The 25,471-nt window shown below is 59.6% G+C and carries 31 protein-coding genes; 15 read left to right on the top strand and 16 right to left on the bottom strand.

Annotated elements, in window-relative coordinates; all coding sequences use genetic code 11:
* Positions 1 to 170 precede the first annotated feature (170 nt).
* A complete protein-coding gene (locus WDZ78_RS05260) occupies positions 171 to 1,496 on the bottom strand; it encodes an Nramp family divalent metal transporter (RefSeq protein WP_425672492.1) in 1,326 nt (441 codons plus the stop codon).
* A 463-nt stretch (positions 1,497 to 1,959) separates the two neighbouring features.
* Here WDZ78_RS05260 and WDZ78_RS05255 point away from each other — a divergent pair, with 463 nt between their 5' ends.
* The gene (locus WDZ78_RS05255; RefSeq protein ID WP_425672491.1) at positions 1,960 to 2,187 is read left to right on the top strand and encodes a hypothetical protein; all 228 of its coding nucleotides are present in this window, start codon (positions 1,960 to 1,962) and stop codon (positions 2,185 to 2,187) included.
* A gap of 23 nt (positions 2,188 to 2,210) precedes the next feature.
* On the opposite strand, the gene WDZ78_RS05250 is transcribed toward WDZ78_RS05255, so the two are convergent.
* Positions 2,211 to 3,944, bottom strand: coding sequence for an ABC transporter ATP-binding protein (locus WDZ78_RS05250; RefSeq protein WP_425672490.1), 1,734 nt, complete (start codon positions 3,942 to 3,944; stop codon positions 2,211 to 2,213).
* 231 nt (positions 3,945 to 4,175) lie between these two features.
* On the opposite strand from WDZ78_RS05250, the gene WDZ78_RS05245 reads away from it, so the two are divergent.
* Together WDZ78_RS05245 and WDZ78_RS05240 are read left to right on the top strand one after the other, a co-directional pair.
* A complete protein-coding gene (locus WDZ78_RS05245; protein ID WP_020012767.1) occupies positions 4,176 to 5,414 on the top strand; it encodes an AI-2E family transporter in 1,239 nt (412 codons plus the stop codon).
* A gap of 25 nt (positions 5,415 to 5,439) precedes the next feature.
* Positions 5,440 to 5,583, top strand: coding sequence for a hypothetical protein (locus WDZ78_RS05240; protein ID WP_020012768.1), 144 nt, complete (start codon positions 5,440 to 5,442; stop codon positions 5,581 to 5,583).
* A gap of 87 nt (positions 5,584 to 5,670) precedes the next feature.
* On the opposite strand, the gene WDZ78_RS05235 is transcribed toward WDZ78_RS05240, so the two are convergent.
* Complete coding sequence (locus WDZ78_RS05235) at positions 5,671 to 6,126, bottom strand: GNAT family N-acetyltransferase (RefSeq protein ID WP_020012769.1); 456 nt, start codon at positions 6,124 to 6,126, stop codon at positions 5,671 to 5,673.
* A 106-nt stretch (positions 6,127 to 6,232) separates the two neighbouring features.
* Between WDZ78_RS05235 and WDZ78_RS05230 the strand changes: the two genes are divergently transcribed.
* On the top strand, positions 6,233 to 6,667 hold the full coding sequence (locus tag WDZ78_RS05230; protein ID WP_003508079.1) for a hypothetical protein: 435 nt from the start codon (positions 6,233 to 6,235) through the stop codon (positions 6,665 to 6,667).
* Between the two features lie 42 nt (positions 6,668 to 6,709).
* On the opposite strand, the gene WDZ78_RS05225 is transcribed toward WDZ78_RS05230, so the two are convergent.
* From WDZ78_RS05225 to WDZ78_RS05215, 3 genes are all read right to left on the bottom strand, one after another.
* Positions 6,710 to 7,864, bottom strand: coding sequence for a DUF2336 domain-containing protein (locus WDZ78_RS05225; protein ID WP_425672489.1), 1,155 nt, complete (start codon positions 7,862 to 7,864; stop codon positions 6,710 to 6,712).
* A 105-nt stretch (positions 7,865 to 7,969) separates the two neighbouring features.
* Complete coding sequence (locus WDZ78_RS05220) at positions 7,970 to 8,587, bottom strand: flavin reductase family protein (RefSeq protein WP_425672488.1); 618 nt, start codon at positions 8,585 to 8,587, stop codon at positions 7,970 to 7,972.
* Positions 8,587 to 9,168 (bottom strand): nitroreductase family protein, encoded by a 582-nt coding sequence (locus WDZ78_RS05215; RefSeq protein ID WP_425672487.1) that lies wholly within the window; start codon positions 9,166 to 9,168, stop codon positions 8,587 to 8,589. The genes WDZ78_RS05220 and WDZ78_RS05215 overlap by 1 nt, the downstream gene beginning before the upstream one ends.
* A 109-nt stretch (positions 9,169 to 9,277) precedes the next feature.
* Between WDZ78_RS05215 and WDZ78_RS05210 the strand changes: the two genes are divergently transcribed.
* Positions 9,278 to 10,258 carry a hypothetical protein gene (locus WDZ78_RS05210; RefSeq protein WP_020012772.1) on the top strand — a complete coding sequence of 327 codons (981 nt, stop codon included), beginning with the start codon at positions 9,278 to 9,280 and terminating at the stop codon, positions 10,256 to 10,258.
* A 213-nt stretch (positions 10,259 to 10,471) separates the two neighbouring features.
* Here WDZ78_RS05210 and thrS read toward each other — a convergent pair whose 3' ends face one another.
* The 4 genes from thrS to WDZ78_RS05190 form a co-directional block, all read right to left on the bottom strand.
* Complete coding sequence (gene thrS / locus WDZ78_RS05205) at positions 10,472 to 12,475, bottom strand: threonine--tRNA ligase (RefSeq protein ID WP_425672485.1); 2,004 nt, start codon at positions 12,473 to 12,475, stop codon at positions 10,472 to 10,474.
* A gap of 126 nt (positions 12,476 to 12,601) precedes the next feature.
* Positions 12,602 to 13,126, bottom strand: coding sequence for a DUF1697 domain-containing protein (locus WDZ78_RS05200; protein ID WP_425672484.1), 525 nt, complete (start codon positions 13,124 to 13,126; stop codon positions 12,602 to 12,604).
* A complete protein-coding gene (yidD, locus tag WDZ78_RS05195) occupies positions 13,123 to 13,482 on the bottom strand; it encodes a membrane protein insertion efficiency factor YidD (protein WP_020012775.1) in 360 nt (119 codons plus the stop codon). The genes WDZ78_RS05200 and yidD overlap by 4 nt, the downstream gene beginning before the upstream one ends.
* A 3-nt stretch (positions 13,483 to 13,485) precedes the next feature.
* Entirely contained in the window at positions 13,486 to 13,932 is a 447-nt protein-coding gene (locus WDZ78_RS05190; RefSeq protein ID WP_026364143.1) for an iron-sulfur cluster assembly scaffold protein, read from the bottom strand.
* Between the two features lie 283 nt (positions 13,933 to 14,215).
* On the opposite strand from WDZ78_RS05190, the gene folE reads away from it, so the two are divergent.
* The 4 genes from folE to WDZ78_RS05170 all read left to right on the top strand — a co-directional run bounded on the left by folE (position 14,216) and on the right by WDZ78_RS05170 (position 16,848).
* Complete coding sequence (gene folE / locus WDZ78_RS05185; RefSeq protein WP_003495569.1) at positions 14,216 to 14,842, top strand: GTP cyclohydrolase I FolE; 627 nt, start codon at positions 14,216 to 14,218, stop codon at positions 14,840 to 14,842.
* Between the two features lie 125 nt (positions 14,843 to 14,967).
* The gene (hisI, locus tag WDZ78_RS05180; RefSeq protein WP_425672483.1) at positions 14,968 to 15,420 is read left to right on the top strand and encodes a phosphoribosyl-AMP cyclohydrolase; all 453 of its coding nucleotides are present in this window, start codon (positions 14,968 to 14,970) and stop codon (positions 15,418 to 15,420) included.
* A 95-nt stretch (positions 15,421 to 15,515) separates the two neighbouring features.
* Entirely contained in the window at positions 15,516 to 16,454 is a 939-nt protein-coding gene (locus WDZ78_RS05175; protein ID WP_003508061.1) for a patatin-like phospholipase family protein, read from the top strand.
* A gap of 109 nt (positions 16,455 to 16,563) precedes the next feature.
* Positions 16,564 to 16,848 (top strand): hypothetical protein, encoded by a 285-nt coding sequence (locus tag WDZ78_RS05170; RefSeq protein ID WP_425672482.1) that lies wholly within the window; start codon positions 16,564 to 16,566, stop codon positions 16,846 to 16,848.
* A gap of 34 nt (positions 16,849 to 16,882) precedes the next feature.
* On the opposite strand, the gene WDZ78_RS05165 is transcribed toward WDZ78_RS05170, so the two are convergent.
* Both WDZ78_RS05165 and WDZ78_RS05160 read right to left on the bottom strand, forming a co-directional pair.
* Complete coding sequence (locus tag WDZ78_RS05165) at positions 16,883 to 17,317, bottom strand: CBS domain-containing protein (protein ID WP_003508059.1); 435 nt, start codon at positions 17,315 to 17,317, stop codon at positions 16,883 to 16,885.
* A gap of 154 nt (positions 17,318 to 17,471) precedes the next feature.
* Positions 17,472 to 18,209 (bottom strand): rhomboid family intramembrane serine protease, encoded by a 738-nt coding sequence (locus WDZ78_RS05160; protein WP_020012778.1) that lies wholly within the window; start codon positions 18,207 to 18,209, stop codon positions 17,472 to 17,474.
* Positions 18,210 to 18,563: 354 nt separating this feature from the next.
* Between WDZ78_RS05160 and WDZ78_RS05155 the strand changes: the two genes are divergently transcribed.
* The 4 genes from WDZ78_RS05155 to WDZ78_RS05140 all read left to right on the top strand — a co-directional run bounded on the left by WDZ78_RS05155 (position 18,564) and on the right by WDZ78_RS05140 (position 21,274).
* Entirely contained in the window at positions 18,564 to 19,106 is a 543-nt protein-coding gene (locus WDZ78_RS05155; protein ID WP_425672481.1) for a PAS domain-containing protein, read from the top strand.
* A gap of 184 nt (positions 19,107 to 19,290) precedes the next feature.
* On the top strand, positions 19,291 to 19,908 hold the full coding sequence (locus WDZ78_RS05150) for a PilZ domain-containing protein (RefSeq protein ID WP_003508056.1): 618 nt from the start codon (positions 19,291 to 19,293) through the stop codon (positions 19,906 to 19,908).
* Positions 19,909 to 19,989: 81 nt separating this feature from the next.
* Positions 19,990 to 20,229, top strand: a complete 240-nt coding sequence (locus WDZ78_RS05145; protein WP_141097697.1) for a DUF1993 family protein — start codon at positions 19,990 to 19,992, stop codon at positions 20,227 to 20,229.
* A gap of 436 nt (positions 20,230 to 20,665) precedes the next feature.
* Entirely contained in the window at positions 20,666 to 21,274 is a 609-nt protein-coding gene (locus tag WDZ78_RS05140) for a transglutaminase-like cysteine peptidase (RefSeq protein ID WP_425672480.1), read from the top strand.
* Between the two features lie 83 nt (positions 21,275 to 21,357).
* Here WDZ78_RS05140 and WDZ78_RS05135 read toward each other — a convergent pair whose 3' ends face one another.
* Together WDZ78_RS05135 and WDZ78_RS05130 are read right to left on the bottom strand one after the other, a co-directional pair.
* The gene (locus tag WDZ78_RS05135) at positions 21,358 to 21,792 is read right to left on the bottom strand and encodes a DUF1489 family protein (protein WP_020012781.1); all 435 of its coding nucleotides are present in this window, start codon (positions 21,790 to 21,792) and stop codon (positions 21,358 to 21,360) included.
* 65 nt (positions 21,793 to 21,857) lie between these two features.
* Complete coding sequence (locus WDZ78_RS05130) at positions 21,858 to 23,261, bottom strand: L-serine ammonia-lyase (protein WP_425672479.1); 1,404 nt, start codon at positions 23,259 to 23,261, stop codon at positions 21,858 to 21,860.
* Here WDZ78_RS05130 and WDZ78_RS05125 point away from each other — a divergent pair.
* Positions 23,260 to 23,649 (top strand): hypothetical protein, encoded by a 390-nt coding sequence (locus tag WDZ78_RS05125; RefSeq protein WP_425672478.1) that lies wholly within the window; start codon positions 23,260 to 23,262, stop codon positions 23,647 to 23,649. The two genes, WDZ78_RS05130 and WDZ78_RS05125, sit on opposite strands and share 2 nt — an antisense overlap.
* A gap of 270 nt (positions 23,650 to 23,919) precedes the next feature.
* Positions 23,920 to 24,270, top strand: a complete 351-nt coding sequence (locus tag WDZ78_RS05120; protein WP_425672698.1) for a hypothetical protein — start codon at positions 23,920 to 23,922, stop codon at positions 24,268 to 24,270.
* A gap of 9 nt (positions 24,271 to 24,279) precedes the next feature.
* Here the strand turns inward: WDZ78_RS05120 and WDZ78_RS05115 are convergent, their stop codons facing one another.
* Both WDZ78_RS05115 and WDZ78_RS05110 read right to left on the bottom strand, forming a co-directional pair.
* On the bottom strand, positions 24,280 to 25,044 hold the full coding sequence (locus WDZ78_RS05115; protein ID WP_425672477.1) for a phosphodiester glycosidase family protein: 765 nt from the start codon (positions 25,042 to 25,044) through the stop codon (positions 24,280 to 24,282).
* 107 nt (positions 25,045 to 25,151) lie between these two features.
* On the bottom strand, positions 25,152 to 25,313 hold the full coding sequence (locus tag WDZ78_RS05110; RefSeq protein ID WP_003495552.1) for an entericidin A/B family lipoprotein: 162 nt from the start codon (positions 25,311 to 25,313) through the stop codon (positions 25,152 to 25,154).
* Positions 25,314 to 25,471: the final 158 nt, after the last annotated feature.

The following is a 25,471-nucleotide window of genomic DNA, read 5'->3' as shown; positions in this document are numbered from 1 at the left end:
ACTAGGTCGTGATTAACTATCAAGCATTGCCCATCCCCGGTACAATATTTCGCTCGACACAGTGCGCTATGCGGAGCCAGACCAGTCGGCCCGCAGCTATCTGAAAGTCATCGCCGTCGATCCCGAGGGAACGGCGGCCGAACTCCGTAAAGGCGCGGCCTGACCCCGCCTCACCCCATAAAATCCAAAAGCAGCTTCACATTCAGCCCCGCAATCACCACCGCGATCAGCCACGCAAAGGCCGAGAGCCATAGCGGCGCTTTCAGTGCGCCCATCTTGGCGCGGTCGGAGGTAAACATGACGAGCGGGAAGACCGCGAAGGAGAGTTGCAGGCTGAGCACCACCTGCGTCAGGATCAAGAGTTCGGCCGTGCCGCTGTCGCCATAGAAGATGGTCACGCCGGCGGCGGGGATGATGGCGATACCGCGGGTGATGAGGCGGCGCAGCCAGGGGGCGAGCTGCATCTTGAGGAAACCCTCCATCACGATCTGGCCGGCGAGCGTTGCCGTGACGGTGGAATTGATGCCGCAGCACAGGAGCGCCACGCCGAACAGCGTTGGCGCAATGGCAAGGCCGAGCAATGGTGCCAGCAGATTATGGGCTTCGCCGAGTTCGGCGACATTGGTCTGCCCGGTCTTGTTGAAGGTCGCCGCCGCCAGAATGAGGATCGAGGCGTTGATGAGCAGGGCGAACATCAAGGCGATGGTTGAATCGAGGGTGGCGAATTTCAGCGCCTCGCGTTTTTCGGCAACCGTCTCGCCGATTTCGCGGGTCTGCACGATGCCCGAATGCAGATAGAGATTATGCGGCATCACCGTCGCACCCAGAATGCCGAGCGCCAGATAAAGCATGTCCGGATTGGTGACGATATCAGTCGTCGGCGCGAACCCAAGGATCACCTGCCCCCAGTCAGGATCGGCGAGCGCCACCTGAATGGCGAAACACACGGCGATGACGCCAAGCAGCGTGATGACCAGCGCCTCCACCCAGCGGAAACCGAGCCTTTGCAGATAAAGGATGAGGAATACATCGAGCGCGGTGATGAGGACGCCGAGTTCGAGCGGAATGCCGAAGATAAGGTTGAGGCCGATCGCCGTGCCGATCACCTCGGCAATATCGGTGGCGATGATGGCGATTTCCGCCAGCAGCCACAGCACCATGGCCACCGGCTTTGGATAGGCGTCGCGGCAGGCCTGGGCGAGATCGCGGCCGGAGGCGATCGCAAGGCGCGCGCAGAGCGATTGCAGCACAATCGCCATGATGTTCGAGACCAGCGCAACAGTCAGCAGCGTGTAGCCGAATTTGGAGCCGCCGGCGAGCGACGTCGCCCAGTTTCCGGGATCCATATAACCGACCGCAACGAGATATCCGGGGCCGAAAAAAGCCATCGCCCGGCGAAACGTGCCGGCATTCGGCTTGATCCTGATCGAACTGTGAACGTCTGATAACGAGAGGTCGTCGCCGTTTCGCCGCCATCCAAAGACTGGCTTGTCCATTTTATGCGCTTTCAAAGGGAAGGTTGAAGTGATGCAATTGCAAATCATTCGCATAAGCAACAGTGGCTGGCAAGGGGAGTTTTGCAGCCATGCAGACGACGCCGGGTGAACCTATCCGGTTTGAACGCGATCCGGCGCACCTTCACGTTCCCCGGGCGGCTGACACCCCTTCCTACCCTCCCTTCCACGTTGCCAGTGCCCAACCCAGGCCCTGCTGATGAAAAGACTCGTCTCGCCGCGCAGACGCACCTCCGCTGAATTCCGGTTCAGGGCCGGAATGACGGAGGTTTGAGGAAAAAGAGCCGCAGCAAATGCGAAGACCGCCATGCCGACGGCTGTAGAAGACGGAGCTACAGCCAGCCGGGCTCACAGCCTTGTCATCGCCCCGGCACCGCCCTTGCGGAACAGCGGCGCGCCCGCCTGCGTTTATATTTCAGGAAACACTCTGATACCGGGGAAGTTCATGCGACACGGCCAGAAATTCAGCCTGGTGAACCATCCGAGCCGATGGCCGAAATATATCATGGCGTATCGAAGGCCGCGCGACTGGCTGATGACGATCAGCGGCATCGTGCTGCTGTTCGTCGTCGCCGCCGCGGTCGCCATGGGTTATCTCGTCACCAGCCATCCCGGCAAGCCGGAGCCAAACCCCGGCATCGTGGAGGAACAGGCGGCGGAGAACGGCGGTTAAGCTGCGGCGCAAACGCGCCGCTCTCAGCTCAGGCCCGCAAGATGGCCGCTGAACTGCGCCTCATGCAGGCGGCTGTAATGGCCCTTGGCGGCGAGGAGCTCGGCGTGGGCGCCGGTTTCGGCAATGCCTGTCTGGTCCACCACCACGATGCGCGAGGCATCGCGGATCGTCGCCAGCCGGTGGGCGATAACGAGCGTGGTGCGCCCCTTGGCAAGCTCTGTGAGCGATTGCTGGATGGCGCGTTCGGTTTCCGTGTCCAGCGCCGAGGTCGCCTCGTCCAGAATGAGGATCGGCGGGTTCTTGAGGAACATGCGGGCAATGGCGAGACGCTGTTTCTGGCCGCCGGATAATTTGACGCCACGTTCACCGATGACCGTGTCGAGCCCGAGCGGCATGGCCTCGATGACACCATCAAGACGGGCGCGGCGCGCCGCCTCCATGATATCCGCATCCGAAGCGCCAAGCCGGCCATATTCGATATTCTCGCGAATCGTGCCGCCGAACAGGAAGACATCCTGCTGCACGATGCCGATCTGGTTGCGCAGTGACGCGAGCTTCATCTTGCGGATATCCACGCCGTCAATGGTGATCGAACCGCTGGTCACGTCATAAAATCGCGGCAGCAGCGAGCAGAGCGTCGTTTTGCCCGCACCCGAAGGGCCAACGAAGGCCACGGTCTCGCCGGCGTTGATCTTCAGGTCGATATTGGTGAGAACCTGCTTGCCCTCGGCATAACCGAAACCGACATGGCGATATTCGATATCGCCGCGCAGCAGCGGCGCGTCCACCGCATCAGGCGCATCGACAATGTCAGGCGCTGTGTCGAGAAGTTCGGTGAAGCGGCGGAAACCGGCAATGCCCTTGGGATAGGTCTCGATGACCGAATTGATCTTTTCCACCGGACGGAAAAACACGCCGACCAGCAGCAGGAAGCCAACGAAGCCGCCTTCCGTGAGACCACCCGTCAGCACGAACCATGCGCCGCAGATCATCACGATCATCTGCGTCAGCCGCATGCTCATGTAGCTGAGCGAGGTGCTGGCCGCCATGATCTTGTAGGCATCGAGTTTCGTGCGGCGGTATTTCTGGTTGTCCTTCTCGAACAGCGCCCGCTCGTGATCCTCATTGGCGAAAGCCTGCACCACCCGCATGCCGCCGACATTTTCCTCGATACGCGCGTTGAAATCCCCCACACGGCCATAAAGCGCGCGGAAATTCTGCGTCATGCGGCCACCGTAACGGCTGGTCACCCAGGCGGTGACGGGCACGACGGCGGCGGTGATGAGCGCCAGCGGCACATTGACCGACAGCATCAAAAGGAAAGCGCCGATGAAGGTCATGATGGCGATGAACAGGTCTTCGGGACCGTGATGGGCGACCTCGCCGATCTCTTCCAGATCCTTGGTCAGCCGCCCGACCAGATGGCCGGTCTTCTGATTGTCGAAATAACGGAAGGAAAGCTTCTGCAGATGGTCGAAAGCAAGCCGGCGCATATCGGTCTCGATATTGATGCCGAGCATGTGCCCCCAATAGGTGACAGTCGCCATCAGCCCGGTATTCAGCACATAGATGACCAGCAGCCCGACCGAAGCGGCAAGAATGATGGCCCATTCACCGCCCGGCAGCAGCACGTCGACAAAGGCCTTCACCGCCATCGGAAAACCGAGTTCGAGCACGCCCGACAAAACCGCGCAGGAAAAATCGAGAATGAACAGACCGCGATAGGGGCGATAATAGGCAAAGAAACGGCGCAGCATGGCATGACCTGGAGATCGGGCGCGGCAACCTGACGCCGCAATAAAAACGGAGTTCAATTGTCATATTTCAATGCGCGCGCCAAGACCGATGTTCTATTTTTACCAAAATCGTTCAATAGGTTCAGCAATAAACACACAACGGTAATGTGATCCGGTTATATTGCACTTATATGTATCGGTGTGACAGAGTGAATGCACCCCTTGCGGGGAGAATGCGAGAAAGAGCCTGCCGTGAGTAATATTGACAGCCGTAAGCCCAGTGGCGAACCGAGATGGCTTGGTCCCGCCAGCCCGACGCGGATCGCCCTGATCCCGCCTATTTCGGCTGCGCGCTGGCTGCTCCTTCTGGTCGTCCTTGCGGGCATCTATTTCTTCAACGGCTTTCTGGTTCCGGTTCTCGCCGCCCTCGTCATCGGTTTCGCCAGCTGGCCGGTCTATACGCGGCTTCTGCGTCAGGTGGGCGGCAACACCACGCTCGGCGCCACCATCGCCATCATCCTCATCATTGCCTTCCTCGTGGTGCCGATCTTCATCGCCGCCTCCTATACGGCAACCGAAATCCGCGAATGGTTCGGCTGGGCGGTGCACGTCAACAAGACGGGCGCGCCCGTGCCGGACTGGATCGCCGCCCTTCCCGCCGTCGGCCCCTGGCTCGGCGAACAATGGGTGAAATATATCGGTACGCCGGGCGCCATCGGCGAACTCATCCAACTCGTCAGCGGCGCCAATATCGGCAATATATACCGGGCGATCCTCGCCGCCGGCAATGGTGCGTTCCACCTGGTGCTGACCCTGCTGTTCATGCTGATCGCGCTGTTCTTCGTTTACCGCAACGGCGCAGGCTTCACCCGTCAGGTTGATCTGGTGGGTGAGCGCATCCTGCCGACGCGGTGGGAACGCATTTCCCGCGTCGTGCCCGCCACCATCAGCTCCACCGTAACCGGCATGACGCTGATCGCCATCGGCGAAGGCATCATCCTCGGCATCGCCTACTGGATCGCCGGCGTGCCCTCGCCCGTCACGCTCGGCGTGCTCACCGGTGTCATGGCGCTCATTCCGGGCGGCGCGCCGCTCTCCTTTACGCTGGTGTCGATCTATCTGGTCGCCAGCGGCTCGCCTGCCCACGGGCTGGCGCTGTTCGTCTGGGGCTCGGTCGAACTCTTCATCGTTGACAAGACCATCCGCCCGAAACTCGTCGGCGGACCGATCAAGCTGCCGTTCCTGCCCACCTTTTTCGGCCTTGTCGGCGGCGTCAAAACCATGGGCTTCCTCGGCCTCTTCATCGGCCCGGTGCTGATGGCGCTTCTGGTGGCAATCTGGCGCGAATGGGTGCGCGAGGTGGAACTGTCCGCCGCCGCCACCCCCGAGGCTCCGCCACCGCCGCCGACAGAGGACGATCCGGTTGATGAGGTTGCCGCGCTCGAAGAGGATAGCGAGGAAACGACGGCATTTCGGAAAGCCGCCTTTTGACTGGTGAGGCCTGCGGTGATTGGCGATGACGTGGAGCGCCAGCCGACGGGCCAAAGTCGATTCTCTCTCTTTCGTCACGCCGCGCTTGGATACCGGCATCCAGCCACGGCGCGTCTGCGCCGTGAAAGAGCATTCGGCGATCAAAGACGTGATCGCGCTGGAACTATGACCTAGTTCGGGGTGATGTGGGCGGATGCCGCGGCTATACCTCAAACACTCACATCGCCAGACAATCCGAACGATCTGCGCCTTCGACTTAAAGCACCTTCTCCATGAACAGGCTGAGCGGGTCAGGCTTATAGGGCGCAAAGGCCTCGATCTCCACAAACCCCGCCTTGCGGTAAAGACCGATCGCCTCCGGCTGGCTGATTCCGGTTTCCAGCCGGATGGCGGAAAGGCCGAGTTCGGCACCGCGCGCGACAAGCGTATCCATGATCAGCTTGCCGATCCGCAATCCCCGCGCCTCGGGATCAACGAACATGCGCTTGACCTCCGCCGTGCCGTCACCCGCCTCCACCAGCGCGCCGCAACCGACCACGCGGCCATCGTGCCGCACCACGAAAAAGGAGACATTGTCCTTTTCCAGCTGGCCTATATCGACCAGATGATTGCTCTCGGCGGGGTAAAGTGACGCCATATAGGTATTGGAGAGATCGATGAGGCGCAGAACCGCGTCCTGCCTCGGTGTTTCAAGCTTGATTTCGGTGGCCAATGCGATGCCTGCCTTCTCTATAAAAATGCGTATTTCGTCGTAATGTCACTGCAATCGGGATAGATGAGTTTCTAGAGCATTATTCCCGACAGAGGCAACACACTCCATGAAAACAGCCCTCGTTCTCATGACCTTCCTTGGCTGCGACGACAGCGCCACCGATTGCCATTACCTCGCCACCTCGCAGCAGCGCTGGACGAGCATCGAACTATGTGACGCCGTGTCGGAAAAGGAGCTGGAGCGTTACGCCAATGCGCCCTACCCGGTCGTGGTGGCCGTGTGCCAGACACCGGGTGAGCAGGCCCCGCAAACGGCGGGCAACACGCCCGGCGCACAGCCTCCCGCCGCCGCAGCACCTGCCGGAACGCAGCAGGCGACCGCAGAGGTAACGCCGAAGGAAGAAGAGAGCCTCACCAAACAGGCGATCGGCCGCGTCAGCCGTATCCTGCCGTCCACCGAGGGCATAAAGCACCTCCTGGGGACACCAGTCAGGATGGTCGAAAACAGCTATTCGTGGATCGCCAAGCGGTTCGATAAATGATTGCGAGGAATGCAGCAATTGCGTCTGGAGGCCCCCAGGACCTTACGCCGCCTCGACAGTCAGCGCTTCCGCATAATACCGCGCCTTCTGCCGTTCTTCGGCAATGGCCAGCTTGCGCACGGCATGCAGCAGTTCGAACAATGTCTCGGAACCGTTGACGTCGCGGAAATGCGCCAGCAATTCTGCCGAGACGGAGGCCGCCGCCTCAGAAAGCTGCGAGCGGGCGGCACGGCGCCACATCAGCGTCGCCTCGATGAAAACGTCAACGACATCGCCAAAAAGCCCGACGGACTGGAACAGGGCCTTCAGCGCGTGCGGCCGCCCCGTCGCCAGAATAGCGCGCACCTTGCGGTCATCGAGACCGGAGAGATTGACCATCGCCGCCGTGAAGAATTCCAGCCGGCCCGAACAGACGGCGTGGATGAGCAGCGCCGGCGTCAGTTCCAGCCGCTGGCGCAGATGCTCCACCAGCGCCGGCAGTTCCGGCGAAGAAACGCTGGATGCGATAAGAATGGTGGCGGAATCTTCCGCCTCGCGAAATAGACTGTCGGCGCGGTTGCGCGCGATCATCGCGTGAACCAGCGCCGAGCCGGCGAGCGCCTCGCTGATGCGACCCATCAACAGGTGGCGCGCATCGGCCGGCAGCGCCTCACGGCGAAGCAGGAGGTCACGAATATCGGCGTCGCAGCCATGGCGCTCGGCAATGCGCCGCAGCGAGAATGGAGTGATGAAGGCATCGTCGTTTTCAAGCAGGATGATGGTCTCAGGCAGATCGCCGACTTCGGCGAGGGCGGCGCAGACCCCGCGCGGCAGGCCGGGCCTTGCCGCGATGAGCGCGCGCGTCGGGCTTTCGCCGCGCCCGGCCAGATCAACCAGGTCGGCCTCGCCGAGAACCGGCGAACGGGCAATGACGGTGCAGGCGATTTCCGGCTGGTCTTCGGCAAGCGAAACGAGAATGGCGCGCGGTGCGTCATCGGCATCCGCCAGCGCTTCGGCAAGCGCCAGCCGCACACGCGGCGATGGATCGTCGAGCAGATAGGTCATCGCCATATAGGCGGCATCGCGGTTTTCCCGCGCCATGTCTGACTGCAGATAGGCACGGCCGAGCGCATTGGCGGCTTTCGCCCGCTCGGTCGATCCAGCCTTTTCAGACCAGCGAAGAAATGCCTGTACGATCACCTGAGCCTCGAAACACATTCATACAATGGATGGCGGCATCATCGCCGCCACCATGTATAAAACTCTAGGCGCAAATGGTTTACGTTTGGTTCACCATAAAATTTAACCCTTGCCGGCGAAGGATTATATTGACGGCGTAGTAGAGGGGCGCTGCAGCTGGAACACATCGCTGCCGCCATCGCAGTAATCCATGTAACCCATGCGCGCCACGGGGCGCGACAGCCCCATGTCGATGCGTCCATCACGAATGATCGTTTCATCGATATGGATCGCCATGACCTGCCCGATCACCATCCACGAATCCGTCGGCTTGCCGTCGAGATCCCCGAGTTGCTGTATCTGCGTCACCCGGCATTCCAGAACAGCAAGCGCTTCGCCGACGAACGGCGCGTCCACCACCCGCCCGTCGACGGCGGTAAGGCCGGCAAGGGAGAATTCATCAACGTCATAGGCGACAGGTGCAGAAGACGCATTCATCCGGTCCACCAGATGACGGCTGACGAGATTGGCGGTGAAGACGCCGGTTTCCTCGACATTGCGCAGGCTGTCCTTCCTGCCGCTCGAGGAAAACATGACGAGCTTCGGCCGGTCCGAAATCGCATTGAAGAAGGAATAGGGTGAGAGGTTCATGGAGCCGTCCCTGCCCTTCGAGCCGATCCAGCCGATCGGCCGCGGCGCGACGATGGCCTTGAACGGATCATGCGGCAGGCCGTGCTGGTTGGTGTCCGTGGTGTAGAACATCAGACGTCCCCGACCCAGGTAACAACATCGGCAAGCTCCGGCCGCGGCCGCTCCACCGGCGGGAATGTCGTTGAGCCGATGTGGATATAGCCTGCGACCTTCTCTTCCCCGCCGACGCCCGTCTCAGCAAGGAATGCCGGGTCGAAAGCAAGCCATTCCGTCAGCCAGTTCGCGGCAAAACCGCTCGCATTGGCCGCGAAGATGAGATTGAGGCACACCGCGCCGGCGGACATGACCTGTTCCCATTCCGGAATCTTGAAATGCGGCTTGGCGGTGCTGATGACGGCGATAACGACGGGCGCGCGGGTGAAGCGCGTGCGCTCCGCTTCCTGCTGCTGCAGGTCCAGTTCCGGGTTCTTTTCAAGCGCGATCCTGAGCGCCGTCTCACCGAGGCGCACACGCTCCTCGCCACGATAAACCACGAAACGCCACGGCGCGAGCTTGCCATGGTCAGGCACGCGCACGGCAAGGCGAAGGATGTCCTCGATTTGCCCCTTCGAAGGTCCCGGCTCGGCAAGTTGCAGGGCCGGCGTGGAACGGCGAGCCTTGAGATAATCGAGGAGCTTGATATCGCTGGTCATGATCAAAAATCTTCCATTCTGCTGTCATCGCGAAACATGGGCCTTGAAATAGCCATGGCATTGGTTTTGAAGTGATGCGGGAAAATCAAGAAGTCAATCGGTATCGAAAATGTCGGCAATCAAAATCGCGGCACGTCTGGCCATTGCATGTGCTGCGCTTGGCCTTTTATCACAGGCCGCTTTTTCGCAGGATGCCTTTAAAGACTTCAAGCAACTCGGCGGCACGCCGAAAATGCCGAAACTCAACGCTTTCACCGCCCCTTCCGCACCCAATGCCCCCGCAAGCACCGCGCGCGACATCGCCATGGAAGCCAAGCTGACGAGCGAAGGCGAAGCGGTGAAGGAAGGCCTGTCCTGGCGCGTGTTCAGCCCCATTCCGGGTGCTGACGGCAAATTGCCGATGCTGGCAAGCTCCGAGGGCGGCTCGGCCCATTTCAATCTGGTACCAGGCGAATATTTCGTCAACGTCGCCTTCGGCCGTGCGGGCGTGACCAAGAAGCTCAACATCCCAACGTCCGGCAACGTTCAGAAACAGGTGCTGATTCTCGATGCCGGCGGCTTCGTGCTGAACGCGGTTGCGGGTTCCGACAAACAGATTTCCGGCACCCAGCTCAAATTTTCCGTCTATTCGTCCGACGCCCGGCCGGATGGCGAACGCGGTCTCGTCATGGCCGATATCAAGCCCAACACCATCGTGCGGCTGAATGCCGGCACCTATCACGTGGTTTCCGAATACGGCAACGTCAATGCGGTGGTGCGCGCCGACATTCAGGTGGAAGCCGGCAAGCTGACCGAAGCGACACTGCAACATCAGGCCGCGCAGATCACCCTCAAGCTCGTGTCCGAAGAGGGCGGCGAAGCCATTGCCGATACGGCCTGGTCCGTGTTGAACGGCGGCGGCGACGTGGTGAACGAAAGCGTCAGCGCGTTCTCGACCATGGTACTGGCGGAAGGCGAATATACCGCCATCGCCCGCAACAAGGACAAGGTCTACCAGCGTAACTTCAAGGTCACCTCGGGCAGGGATTCGGATGTGGAAGTGCTGATGAAGGATCAGGCGCCGGAAGATATGACCGGGGATTTCGAGTAAACGTCAAGACTCTCGAATTCATCCTCAGCCTTGAGGATGATGACTCTCCGTCTTACGCGCGACGTCATCCTTGGGCTTGTCCCAAGGATCTAAACACGTCCAATTCAATCGAGACGTTGCAGATGCCCGGGACAGGCCCGAGCATGACGGAAGAGAGCTTTCAGGACTTTGCCCACAAACAAAACGGCCCCCGAAGGGGCCGTTGTTTTTTTATCAGGCAACCTGCTTCTTCGCCGCAAGCTTGCGCTTCACATCCGGCGGCGTCGCCTCGTCCACGAGGCTTGTAATAGCCTCCTCGAGCGACATCGACGTCTGGTTCTGCGAACCGAGACGACGGATGTTGACGGTGCGCTCTTCCGCTTCCTTGCGGCCGCAGACGATGATGACGGGAACCTTGGTCACCGAGTGCTCGCGGACCTTGTAGTTGATCTTCTCGTTGCGGAAGTCGGTCTCGACCGCCATACCCGCCTCGCGCAGCGCTTCGGCAACCTCGCGGCCGTAATCGTCCGCATCCGATGTGATCGTCGCGACCACGACCTGAAGCGGCGCGAACCACAGCGGCATGTGACCGGCGAAGTTCTCGATGAGAATACCAAGGAAACGCTCCATCGAACCGCAGATGGCGCGATGGATCATCACCGGCTGCGTCTTTTCGGAGTTCTGGTCGATATAGAAGGCGCCGAAGCGTTCCGGCAGGTTGAAGTCCACCTGCGTCGTGCCGCACTGCCATTCACGGCCGATGGCGTCCTTCAGCGTATATTCGAACTTCGGCCCATAGAAAGCGCCCTCGCCCGGCAGGATGCCGGTCTTGATGCGGCCGCCGGACTGTTCCTCGATGGTCTTCAGAACATCCATCATCACGCTTTCGGCGCGATCCCAGAGATCGTCGGAACCAACGCGCTTTTCCGGGCGCGTGGAGAGCTTGACGACGACTTCGCTGAAGCCGAAATCCTCATAGACGGAGAGGATCAGGTCGTTGATGCGCAGGCATTCCGCCGCCATCTGCTCTTCGGTGCAGAAAACGTGCGCATCATCCTGCGTGAAGCCGCGAACGCGCATCAAGCCATGCAGCGCACCCGAAGCCTCGTAACGATGAACGGTGCCAAATTCCGCAAGGCGGACAGGCATTTCGCGGTAAGACTTCAAGCCATGCTTGAAGATCTGAACGTGACCGGGGCAGTTCATCGGCTTCAAGGCAAAGACACGCTGATCGGCTTCCTCGTCATCGGGATGGGTGAAGGCATGGGCGGATTTCACCGCAAACATGTTTTCCTGATACCAGCCCCAGTGACCGGAGGTTTCCCACAGCGACTTGTCCAGCACCTGCGGCGCGTTGACTTCCTGATAGGTATTGGCGAGACGCCGGCGCATATAGGCCGTCAGCGTCTGGAACATGCGCCAGCCCTTGCCGTGCCAGAACACGACGCCCGGGCCCTCTTCCTGGAAATGGAACAGGTCCATTTCGCGGCCGAGGCGGCGATGGTCGCGCTTTTCGGCTTCGGCCAGAACATGCAGATAATTGTCCAGCTCTTCCTGCGTCGCCCAGGCGGTGCCGTAGATGCGCGACAGCATCGCATTGTTGCTGTCGCCGCGCCAGTAAGCACCCGCCACCTTCATCAGCTTGAAGGCGGTGCCGACCTGGCCGGTGGACGCCATATGCGGGCCACGGCAAAGATCGAACCAGTCACCCTGATAATAGATCTTCAGGTCCTGACCTTCGGGGATCGCATCAACCAGCTCGACCTTGTAGTTCTCGCCCTTGGCGGCGAACACTTCCTTGGCCTTTTCGCGCGACCAGACCTCGCGGGTAAACGGCTTGTTGCGCAGAATGATTTCCTTCATGCGCTTTTCGATCTTCGGCAGATCTTCCGGCGTGAAGGGTTCGTTCTTGGCGAAGTCGTAATAAAAGCCGTTTTCGATGACAGGGCCGATCGTCACCTGCGTGCCGGGCCACAGCTCCTGCACGGCCTCGGCCATGACGTGGGCTGCATCGTGGCGGATGAGTTCAAGCGCACGCATGTCTTCACGCGTGACGATCTCGATTTTGCCATCGGTGATGGTGTCGGACAAATCGCGCACGGTGCCGTCAAGCGCAATGGCGACGGCCTTCTTGGCAAGCGATTTGGAGATGGATTCGGCAACTTCGCGGCCGGTCGTACCGGGGGCGTAGCTGCGGACGGATCCATCGGGAAATGTAAGGGAAATGGCTTCAGACATCGTCTCGTGCTCCTGTCCAGTCCCGCCAACGAATGCGGGTGGTGTTGGAATAATGATCTGCCCGGTGAAAACGGACAGGCAGGCTGATAAAGACTTTTGCCATTCCAGTCAAAGGTGAAGGGTCGTTCAGCGAAGCATTTCCGCGAGACCATTGACCGTATTGGCGTTGCGGCTCGTGCCGATACCGAGCCTTTTGGTGGTCAGGACCGGGAGAAGCCGGCTCTCGCTTGGCTTTCCCAGAAAATCGATCCATAAATCACCGCCAACAACGGCGATCTTCTCCTGCCGGCGATATTTTTCGAGAAATCCGAGAACCTCCTCGCCAAGCGGTTCACGCATCACCCGAACGCAGACATCGGATGGGTTGCCGTCCGTAAACGGATTTTCAGCCGCCAGTTTCAGCCAGTCGCGAGCCGGGCGAACCATGATATCGACATGTTTGTCGAAACGCTTTTCGAAGGCGCGCTCCAGCCTGTCCTCGATCTCGCGAACGGAAGCATCCTCCGCACGAAAGATCAGGTTTCCGGTGGCGACAAGCGTCCGGCACTCGGCAAATCCCAGTTCTTCAGCCATTGCGCGCAGATCGGCCATGATGAGCCGCTTGCCCGCGCCAAGGACGATGCTGTGCAGCAGCGCCACATGATCCTTCATCGACGCAGGCTCCAGTATCGCCAGGGCGCCCACCAGCGCCTGGTGCTGCCGAGCGCTTCCGGCACCGGGTCCAGCCCGCTCGTGCCGCCAGGGCCACAGCGCGCAACGCGAAACAGCGCCATCCATCCGCCCGCCCAAAGCCCGTGGCGGGCGATGGCCTCATAGCCATATTCGGAACAGGTGGGGATGTGACGGCAGGAGTTTCCGATGAAGCCGGAAAGCGTCAATTGATAAAGCCGGATAAGGCCGACACCAAACAACCGCCCCGGCGTTTTGGCAAAGCCGCCCGCCCAGTTGCGGGATCGGCCCGCTTTTTTTGCCGTCTGCTGATGCCGGCAGCCCGGTTCGCCGCACATGGCCTAACCTGCGGCGTTCAAAGCCGGTCGGCCTTCGATCTGGTCGAGCGCATCGACCACCGCTTCAAAGGTCAGCATGGTGGAGGCGTGGCGCGCCTTGAAATCGCGCACGGGCTGAAGCACCCGCATGTCTTCGAAACGGCCTGCCGGCCCCTCGCCGCCCTGTTTCAGCATGGCGAGCATATCTTCCCGCGCTTGCCGGATTTCGCCGCTGGAAGCGCCGATGATGTGATGCGCCATGATGGAGGCGGAGGCCTGGCCGAGCGCGCAGGCACGCACCTCGTGGGAAAACGCCGTCACGATGCCGCCTTCGACCTTCAGATAAACCTTGAGCTTAGAGCCGCACAGGCGCGAGTGTTTTTCGGCGCTGGCGTCGGCATCTTCAAGAACACCCGTCAGTGGAATATTCCCGGCAAAGTCCAGAATGCGATTATTGTAGATATCGTCCATCGTCAGGTGCCCGGCGCGCTCAAAATTGCCCAAAAACAGGACAGGTCAAATTTTTCAAACACAGCGTTTGTCGCAGTGAAGCTTTCCTGCCCTTCATTCTCATTATATGCTAACGAGCTTTCTGGACATCAAGCCGTGATGAAATTAACGGCTCCGATACCGAAATAACAGCATCGGTCTTGCCAAAATGCTGTAAAACAACCAGATAGCAGCAACTGCGAACAAGAGTTCGCGATGAAAAACGAATTCAGGTGCGGCCTTTACCCGCATCGGGAGAGACGGAATGGATGCGATCGTGAAGAATTTCCCCGGCGCTGGCGCAAAACCCGACGTGGCAGAAGCTCGCCCAAGCCAGGCCGAAGCGGAAGAAGCAGTGCGCGTTCTTTTGCGCTGGGCAGGAGAAAATCCCGCCCGCGAAGGACTTCTGGATACGCCGAAGCGCGTCGCCAAGGCCTATCGCGAGCTTTTTGCCGGTTATGAGCTGAACGTTCAGGACGTGCTCGGCACGACCTTCGAGGAAGTCGGCGGTTATGACGATGTGGTGCTGGTGCGCGACATCCCCTTCTTCTCCCATTGCGAGCACCACATGGTGCCGATCGTCGGCAAGGCGCATGTGGCCTATCTTCCGGCCGGCCGCGTGCTTGGCCTGTCGAAGATCGCCCGTGTCGTCGAAATCTTCGGCCGCCGCCTGCAGACGCAGGAAAACATGACAGCGCAGATCGCAAGATCGATCGAAGAAACGCTGAAACCGCGCGGCGTGGCCGTCATGATCGACGCCGAACATATGTGCATGTCCATGCGCGGCGTAAACAAGCAGGGATCCACGACGCTGACCACCAGCTTCACCGGCACGTTCAAGAACGATCCGGCCGAGCAGGTCCGTTTCATGACCATGGTGCGCAACCGCTAGGCATCGGACCGGAAAGTGTAGCGCGGGCTTCAAAAAAATCCCGATGCTCAGACAAATTTGGAGTGGCGGAGTGATCTCATTTTCCCCGCCGCTCTGAAACCTTCCGCTTTTCTCCCGGGGTAACCATGTCCATTTCGTTTCCGTCCGCGCCTGCGGACAAGGAAGTGCTCGAAAACGCAGGTCTCTTTTCGCCAAAATTCGATGCCCACGGTCTCGTCACCGCCGTGGTTACCGATGCACGCGACGGCGAATTGCTGATGGTCGCCCATATGAATGCGCAAGCCCTGTCGCTGACGCTGGAGACCGGCATCGCCCACTATTACAGCCGTTCACGCGACAAGATCTGGAAGAAGGGCGAAACATCGGGCAACCTGCAGACGGTGAAGGAATTCCGCACCGATTGCGATCAGGACGCCGTGTGGCTGAAGGTCTCCGTCGCCGGCCATGATGCGACCTGCCATACCGGCCGCCGCTCGTGCTTTTATCGCACCGTCGAGCTTTCCAATGGTGATGCTGTGACAAAGATCACCGACGACATCCGCCATTTCGATCCGTCCACGACCTATTCGGACAAATAAACGGCCACCTTCCATCGGCCGCACCAATTTGCTACCAATATAGCGGGCTCCGGGGACAAGGGCGGAGCCTTACAGAATTGGCAGGGAGTGCGGTCATGTTGGGATGGGGAAATCGTCACAATCATCTTGCGGCTGGAAATCCCGAAGCCACCGGCAATGAGCCGCCCGTCACCCAGATCGTCGACAAACACCGCATAGCGCTCGCCCTTGGCGGCGGCGCGGCCCGCGGCTGGGCCCATATCGGCGTCCTGCGGGCGCTGGACGAGGCTGGCGTGAAGATCGGCATGATCGCCGGCACGTCCATCGGAGCGCTGGTGGGCGGTTGTTATCTCGCCGGCAAGCTCGATGAGCTGGAGGAATTCGCCCGCTCGCTGACGATGCGCCGCATTGCCGGCCTGCTCGATTTGACGATCGGCGGGGGCGGTCTTTTTGGCGGCATGCGGCTGACCAAGCGCATGCAGGAGCATCTGGAAGGCCTGCGCGTCGAAAACCTCGACCATCCCTTCATCGCCGTCGCCACGGAGCTGCGCACAGGCCACGAAGTGTGGATCCATCAGGGCGATCTCGTCACCGCGCTGCGTTCATCCTATGCCCTGCCCGGCATTTTCGAACCCGTGCAATGCAACGGCCGCACGCTGATTGACGGCGCGCTCGTCAATCCCGTGCCGGTGTCCGTCTGCCGCGCCTATGAGCAGGCGCTGGTCGTCGCCGTGAACCTCAACTACGATCTGTTTGGCCGTTCCGCCGTGGTCAAGCACGCGGCCTCACCGCATGGCGGCGGCACACCGCCGGTGGAAACGGCGCCGCGTCCCGGCCTGCCGGGCGTCATGGTGCAGGCCTTCAACATCATTCAGGACCGGATTTCGCGCTCGCGTCTGGCGGGCGACCCGCCCGATCTGATGCTTCATCCCCGCATCAACCATATCGGCCTCTCGGAATTCCATCGCGCCAGCGAAGCCATCGACCGGGGATATGAGGAAACGCGCTCCCGTATTCCGGAGCTTGAGCGCATGCAGCAGGCGTTCCGGCGCTAATACCCTGCTTTTAAAAGCGTCTCCAAAGCCCAGATATGGTGAGACTATGTATTGGTATATCTCGGTCCTGCCCCCGACCGACAAAAACATATCTTGCGACACGAATCGATTGATCGGATTTCTGGAGGGACAGCCTGAGCTCAAACGGAAAAACGATGTCACCTTTACGTCGGCGGAAAGTCAGCCCTGGATCGACATCGTCATTGTGAAAGAAGAGGCCGATGGCAACTGGTCCAGCAGCGGCAAATTCATTTCACAGTTCAATCGGGTTGAAATTGTCTGCTCTGACTATGAGACGCAAGACTTCTACGTGGAAATATCGGCAAAAATAGCCGACTTTCTTCAATGGCGACTTGTTACCAAGGGCGATGCGTGCGTCCCGGCCCGAGATTGAACCTTTTCCAGCCATCTGACGCCGGGACGCAAGATCAACCGGCAATATAGGCCTTGATGTGCTCCGCTTCGGCTTCGATCTCGCCAATCCGCGCCTTCACCACGTCACCGATGGAGATGATGCCGGCAAGACGGCCGTTTTCTTCAACAGGAACATGCCTGAAACGTCCGCCCGTCATGATTTCCATCAGCTCATCGGTGGTGGAATTGTGATGACAGCGAATGACATTCTTGGTCATGGCCACCGAAACGGATTGCTGGAGGGAAGCGGCGCCCTGGCCCGCCACGATCTTCACCAGATCGCGTTCCGTGAAGATGCCGAGAACGACACCATCGGCGTCGGTCACGACGACGGAACCGATCTTATGCGCATTGAGCGTTGCCGCCGCTTCACCGATGCTGACCTCCGGACCGACAGTCACGACGTCCCGGCCCTTGCGGTCGAGAAGATCCTTTACGAATGTTGGCATGCCTTCCTCCTCTTTTCAGCGATACGCAGCGCCGCAGTCTCCCCCGGCGGTTGCAAATCATGGGATATGGTGCGCTGAGGTCCGCATGAATGCAATCCCGGATGGGACGCGCGAAAGCAAATTTGCGCCACGGCCGACAAGGAGCGTGATCGGCTCAGGCCAGTCGTCGATCGAAAAGCCCGAAGAACAGGAAGCCGAGCAGAAAGCCGAAGACATGGGCATCCCAGGCGATTTCACCGCCGACATCGCCGAACAGCGGCACGCCGACCGCAATCAGCACATTGCCGAACAGCCACATCAGCGTGAAGATCAGCACGGTGCGGTTGGAAAGCGCCCCAAGAATGCTCTGCCGCGGCATCAGATGGCCGAAGGAGGCGCTATATCCGCCACGCGCCGGGAAAGCGAAGCGGCAGGCCGCCCCCATCAGCGCCGAAACGACACCCGACGCGCCGATCAGCACCGTCACATCGCCCCAGTTCAGCGCCGCATGACCGAAGGCGGAAACGGCGGCGGAAATGCACCATAACAGCACGAAGCGCACTGTTCCGATCCGGCGCAGAACCGGCGCGCCGAAGGCCATCAGCCACAATCCGTTAAAGAGAATGTGCTCGATGCCGCCATGCAGGAAAGAATAGGTCACCGGCGTCCAGAGCCATTCCAGCCCCTGCTGGGAAAACGGCACCGCATAGCGCAGCGGAATGAAGCCGAAGGTGAAGATGAACCAGCCATTGCCTTCCTCCGAAAGAAGATAGGCGGGAACGACATAGGCGACGATCAGCGCGGCCAGGATGCCGACCAGCAGCGATGGCAGGTTGAAGACGGGATCGTTCGTGTCGTCTTTCGGCTCCGGCGTTTCCGAAACCGGCGGCTGTTCGCCGTCCCCGTAGGACATGATCCCATCCCTGTCTTGGTCGAATTTTGCGTTCCCCGAGCAATATAGGAAGCCCGAACGAAAAAAAAGCCGTCCCGCCTTTGAAGCGCGCGACGCCCAAACCGCAATCGGTCAAGACGCCGGGCCAGGGATGGTCCGGCTTGTGGGCCCGCCGTAAAATAACGGGCGGCGCCATCGAATTGTGCTGACGGAGCTTTCCCCGACATGGCCGCACCGATGCCACGACCATTGTCGCCATTCAATATCAACCCTTTGTTAACCTTAACAAATCCAGTTGGCACGAAATTCGCTACACCTCCGGATACAGACGTTCGGATGGACATGATGTCCCAAAAACGAACATGGAGAGATGCTATGAAGAGCATGGCCGGACTGGACATATATGCCTATTGGGATGAACTGCGCGGCAAGCGATCGGCCCCTCGACGCGAGGACATCGATCCCGCAAAGCTGAAACATCACCTCGGCGATCTTTTCATCCTCACTGACAAGGGAGAGAACACCCCGTTCTTCCGCCTTGCCGGCACACGTCTCTGCGACCTGTTCGGCCGCGAGCTGCGGGATCGCCCGTTTTCGGAACTGTGGCATCCGGCAAATGCCGTTTTCCCCTGCCGCGTCGCGCGCGGCATCCTGCACCACCAGTTGCCCGTGGTCTTCGATCTGGAGGCGGAGGACAGCCATGGCGCCGCACCGCAGGCATATGAAATGCTGCTCCTGCCGCTGCACACGGATCCCAACGCCGCGCCGCGGTTGCTCGGGGCGTTGCTTCCGGAGCGGCCGCGACACGAATTCGCCGCGCCCATCCAGCATCTGTCAATGAAAAGCAGCCGCCTGCTGCGCCTGGACATCGCGCCGGCAGAATATCCCACGGATACGCTGCGCGCCGAAAGCTGCTGACCGACCTGTTTCACCGCTCCCACCCGGGTCTGGAAAAGGTGCGGCAGCATCGAAATCTCAAAAAAATAGGTCAGAACTGTAACGATATTGCCGATCAGAAAAATTGTAGAGATTAAACAATACAGTCTGTTAACTCGCGCAAGGTAGAAACTTACCATCATCGTTCATCACAATTGCGCTGCTCATGTTTTCGTCTCGTTCGGTCAACACCGCCCAAATCCTGCGTCCGGTTGAGGAAGCTCATCTTGACGACGCCGTCCGCGTGTCCTTCACCGGCCGCCTGATGTTGCCCGACCATGAAGAATATGATTGCACCGCGACCGAGATGACCGCCGAAAGAGCGCAGTTTACCTGCTCGGGCATTGCCCGCCACGGAGACCGCGTCATCGCCTATCTCCAGCATATCGGCCGGATCGAAGGCACGGTGACATCGCTCACCGCATCGGGCTTCCTCATCGCCATCAACGCGCCGGAGCGCAAGCGGGAAAAACTCGCCGCCCAGCTGGCATGGATCGCCAAGCGTCAATTGCTCGGCCTGCCGGAAGATCGCCGCCACGACCGCCTGACGCCGCGCAACGCGAGAGCCCAGCTTGTTCTGGAAGACGGCGTGCTCGTTGCCTGCAGGCTGATCGACCTTTCCCTGTCGGGCGCCGCAATCGAGATCGAAAACCGGCCGCCGCTCGGAAGCCGGGTCCAGCTCGGCAAAAACATGAGCGGCAAGATCGTGCGCCATTTCATGGAAGGCGTCGCCGTCGAATTCGACCGCGTCCAGTCGCCCGACGCACTGATTGAATTTCTCTAGAACGTTCCACTGAATACGGCAGGTTTTACGTCCGCAAGAATAGGTGCGGCGGTTGGCGTGCTTTGCGCTCACCCCAGCCGCATGATTGAGAAGATTCCCGGACCACGGTTTGGCAGCATATCCATGCTCCGCCCTTCGCGGGCCGTATCGGGTTCAAAAGCCGCTTATGGCTTCCAGCGCCTTATTTTCCACTTCTCGCTGCCGAACTTCCATTTTCATGCCCTGACCGCGCGACATCCTGCGCGCATACTCGGCGTACCGGTCGGAAGAGGTGATTATCAGCGACAGCTGTGCGGCAGATCGGTCCACCATAGTCGGTAAAAAATAAGCGCGGTAGAACATGTCTCGCCCTGTCCACGGCACGAAAAAGCGCCCTGCAAAACATTTTTCCAGAAAAAATGCAGTTTTTTTGAAGTTTTTTTGCCGCTTTTTCCGGCCTGTCCCAGCCTGAAACAGCCATCCCAAAACGGGAAATCCGTGCCTGTGATACGCTCCGCCAACTGGCTGCACAGGGCTCCTCAAATATCTCCGCGCCGAAAATCGCTTTCAATACAGGGGCCTAAATGGCTACCAAAAACCTAAGGGTGAGATGCGTAAAATTGTAATAAAATTTGCTTCAAACACGCATAAAAACTAATTCGAATACAGTTCAAAACAACCGCTAATTTGCTGAAATTTAAGCTCAAATTGCGCTTCGCAAATTTCCGCCGGGTCAAAATATACCTGCGAATGTCTTCTCAACACGGGGAGACAAGCAATGAACAAGAACAACCGTTTCGTTTTCACTCTGATCGCATTCATCGTCAGCGCCTTCGCGCATCAGGCAAGCGCTTCGCCGGCCGCCGTCATGCGCGTCATCGGCAAGGCCAATCCGCCGATCGGCCACTATGAATTCTGCCAGACCTATCAGAGCGAATGCCAGCCGACATCGCTGGACAACAGCCCGATGAAACTGACCGAAGAGCGCTGGAAGACGATGCTCGACGTCAACTACACCGTCAACACCACCATCACGCCGATGACCGACATGGAAATCTATGGCGTCGAAGAGCGCTGGGCCTATCCGACCACGGTGGGCGATTGCGAAGACTTCGTGCTTCTGAAGCGCAAGATGCTGATGAACAAGGGCTTCTCCGCCTCCAACCTCTTGATCACCGTTGTTCTGCAGCCGAATGGCGAAGGCCATGCCGTTCTGACCGTCCGCACCGATCGTGGCGATTTCGTTCTCGACAACATGCGCAACAAGGTCATGAACTGGTCGGAAACCGAATACACCTACCTGAAGCGCCAGGACACCGCCAATCCCGGCCGCTGGGTAAAAATTCAGGATGGTCGCGCCACCACTGCGGTCGGCGGCATCAACTGAACCAACAAGCGACCCGTCTCCCCAAACGAAAAAAGCCGGCTCCCGAGAAGGGGCCGGCTTTTTTCGTTTTCATCCGTCAGGCGTCAGAGCAGACCGAGCTCGGCCAGTTCCCGCCGGAGATCGGAAGGCATATCCTCGCCGCCCGCGCCGCCGCCGAGATCGCGTGGCGCTTCATCGTCCTTCAGGTAACGCCAGCCCTGAAACGGGCGTTTTGGCGCAGGTGAGGTTTCGATGACTTCGGGGCCGAGAATGAGATCGCAGCGGGAAATACCGTCTTCGCCCTTGAAGGAGCGGATATCGAGAAGTTTCTGCCGCGCCTGTACCTGTCCCTTGATGACCCAGTAGAGCGAACCGCCCTCGAGCAATTCCTCGACACGTTTCGGGATCATCCGGGTGGTGTGAACGCTGTGCGGCTCAAGGCCTGCGGCAATTGCGGTCAGCGCGCGATGCGCGACCCAGTCTCTCAAGTCCTGGATTGAATCCGCGCCGACGCAAAGTTTGATGAGATGTAGAGGCATGGTTCTATCAATGCCTTTTTGCAGCGGGCGTCAAGCATGGCAACCCTGCCTGACGCCCTGCCCGCTCAGCACTCCACAACGTTCACGGCAAGGCCGCCGGTGGAGGTTTCCTTGTATTTCTCGCTCATGTCGTTGCCGGTCTGGCGCATGGTCTCGATACAGGCATCGAGCGGCACGAAATGCTGGCCGTCGCCCTTCAGCGCCAGCGAGGCCGCCGTCACCGCTTTCACCGCGCCCATGGCGTTACGTTCGATGCACGGCACCTGCACAAGCCCGGCAATCGGATCGCATGTCATGCCGAGATGATGTTCGAGCGCGATCTCGGCGGCATTTTCCACCTGCTCCGGCGATCCGCCCATGACTGCGGCAAGGCCCGCCGCCGCCATGGCGGAAGCCGAGCCCACCTCGCCCTGACAGCCCACTTCCGCGCCTGAAATCGAGGCATTGTGCTTGATGATGCCGCCGATGGCGGCCGCCGTCAGCAAAAAGTCGCGCACATCATCGATGCTGGCATCCTCATGGAAGTGCCGGAAATATCTGACGGTCGCCGGAACGACACCTGCCGCACCATTGGTCGGCGCGGTCACCACGCGGCCGCCGGCGGCGTTTTCCTCGTTAACGGCCATGGCGTAAACGCTCAGCCAGTCATTGGCCATGACAGGGTTCAGCCGGTTGCTGCGCCATTCCGCATTCAGCTTCTCGTAAATGGAGCGGGCGCGGCGGCGCACCTTCAGGCCGCCAGGCATGATGCCGTCCACTTTCAGACCGCGCTCAATGCAGCCGTTCATGGCTTCCCAGATATGGTCGAGGCGCTCGTTCAGCTCCTCGCGGGAAACCACCGTCTCTTCATTGGCGCGCTTCATCTGGGCGATGGTGCGGCCGGAACGGGCCGCCATCTCAAGCATTTCCCGCGCCGTCCCGAAGGGATAAGGCACGCGCGGACCATTATCGATGGTCTTGCCGCGCTGCTTGATCGCCTCAAGTTCCGTATCGGTCACGACGAAACCGCCGCCGACGGAATAATAGATGCGCTTGATGAGCAGCCTGCCCTGATTGTCGAAGGCGGAGAAGATCATGCCGTTGGCATGGCCGGGCAGCGGGTTCTTCTTGTCGAAGATCAGATCTTCTGCGGGCCGAAACTCGTAGGACGGATGGCCGGGCGGCGTTACCGTGCCGGCCTTCTCCACCGCATCGATAATGGCGTCCATCGCATCGGGATCGACAAGATCCGGCCGCTCGCCGGTGAGGCCGAGAATGACGGCACGGCCGGTGCCGTGGCCAATGCCGGTAAAGGCGAGAGAGCCATGCAGGCTGACCTTCAGCTGCGCAACGGCTGCACCCGCCGGCCGCGGCCACTCATCGCTGAGGATCAGCGCCAGGAAGCGGTTTGCAGCCGTCATCGGCCCCATCGTGTGGGAGCTCGAAGGACCGATACCGATCTTGAAGACGTCAAAGACCGAAAGAAACATGAAGTTCGCCTTGAATAAGAATGGATTCCTGCATCATCATATCCAAAGCCGAAACGGATCGCCACAAAAGAGCGTCAGCGGTTTGCGCAGCTGCGACATCAGCGTCCCAGAAACGAAAACAGCACGGTTTCCAGAGGAAAACCGCGCCGTTTCAAAACCCGTCATTCAGGAGAGATGCTTATGGGCTGCCAAAAATGTACGTCAATGCGAGAAAAGCGGCAAAGCCTGCAAGTGCGCGCAAGGTGACGCCCCAGCAGGATTTCTGAGCGGTTTCTTCCATGATTACTCCAGCTATTCACTCTCCGGGGGATCTTCAAGACCCGGCCCGTTGAGGCAAGCATTTATTAAAATCCGGCGGCGAACACAAATGCAAAAAGCGGCTAAATGAAGGCGTTTTCGATGGTCTGCCATTCGCCCCGCGCATAGGTATGTGAAAAAACAAGATGTTAGCGCAGCACGCAAAAAGACGCCGTTTCGGGCTTCGCCGCAATTTAGGCTAAAGTGTAACCGTTATTTAAAGCTTTCCTACAAACACCTGTTGAAAACCCTCGCGGCCGAACACGTTACAGTCGAATTTCTTCCGCTGAAGCGTCACGCCTTGAAAGGCCGCCAGTGCTGCTTTATCGACGATGGCAACGGCAACGATGCGAGTCACCCCATGCAGCAGGCATCCTCTTTTCCCGACCGCGAAACGGTCGCATCGAAGCTCACTTCGCTGACGAGCGAGGACAAGGCATGGGTGCTGCTGTTGATGGAAAACGCCCTGCAGGACGAAAACCTGCTGGCTGGCCTCAATCTTTATCTCGACCAGCAGACCAATGCCCGCTTCCTGAACAGCCTGAAACTGGAAACGACCGGCGAATGGCTTGGCGGCAATGCCCCTGCCCGGTTGCAGATCCGCATCACGGAAACCGCAAGAGCGAGCCAGCACCCCGCCTATCTCGCCTTCCGCAAGGGGCTGACGGCATCGGCAGGTCTCGAAAAAGCCTATCCCAAGGCGCCTATCTGATCTTTCCGGCTAATCCGGCACGCGATCGACAACGGCGATGATCGGCCCCATAGGAAACAGCGAGTCCCGCCTTTTCATCGCGGGAATATCGACGCTGGATATGGTGCCGTCGAGATAGAGCGCATTTGGCGCATCCAGCACGTCCCTGAACAGCGTGGCGAAATCGTAAAAGCGCACGGTATTTTCCGAAATGGCGAAATGCACCATGCCGTTGCGGGAGACGCCGACGCCGTTGCGACGCTTCAGGCTGTCGCTATCGGGCAGGAAGCGCGGATGCAGCTTGCCCTCGATCACCAGCATCGGCCCGGACTGGGTGGCGAAATCGGGTTTCGGATCAGCCGCCAGATAGGCTGCGGTTTCCAGCACGCCAGCCTTTGCACCCTTCAGATAAAAGACGCCATTTGGCAAAAGGTGAAAATTGCCCCAGCCGCCCCGGGTGCTGAGCGGCGATCGCTCCACCCCATTTTCAATGTAAAGGCCAACAGGCGAATAGTCGGAATGATACATGCCGCCATTCATGGCGAAGATGCTGAACATGTGGTGCCGCCACAAGGCCGACGACAGGTCGGCGAAACTGCGGTATCCCTGCCCGGAGACATGGTCGCGGTCATAAATGCGGATGGCGTTCCTTGCCGGATCGAAACTGCAGACGGTGTAGCGCCCGCCCGCATGGTCGATGGCCTTGCAGAAATCCGGCTGCCCACCGGCCTGCGCGGAGAATGGCAACAACAACGGCAGCAGCGCCTTTGCCAGTTTCTTCATCGATGAAATCATGCCCGCCCCTTTGATTCTCGTCAGGCGAACATTCGCAGGGAAATTCGGTCAAAGAAAAGGCGTCACCCGGGTTTTAGGGTAACGCCTTTCTGGGAGGGGAGCCTTGATTAACGACGCGCTGCGCGGTCCACGTTGCGTCCGGCATCCTGCGTCGCATCAACGGCGTTTGCCGTATCCCGGCCCATGCCGCGAATGGTATTACCGCAGGAGCTGAGGGTGACGACAGTCAGCAAAGCCACGAAAACGGTCGAGAGAATGCGTGTGATCATGTGAAACTACTCCCCTATGACTTGCCGTCCAAAGGCAAGCGCCAATGTGATATGCGTCACAATAACGTGAGTCCCAAAAAACGGTTCCAGCGGCATCTCAAAAAATCCCGTCGATGAAAATTAACATGGTTTTGAAAGTTCACGAGCGACACTCGGCA

The organism is Agrobacterium sp. M50-1, assembly GCF_049843495.1.
Lineage (GTDB): Bacteria > Pseudomonadota > Alphaproteobacteria > Rhizobiales > Rhizobiaceae > Agrobacterium > Agrobacterium radiobacter.
This window is presented reverse-complemented; position numbering and strand designations above follow the sequence as displayed.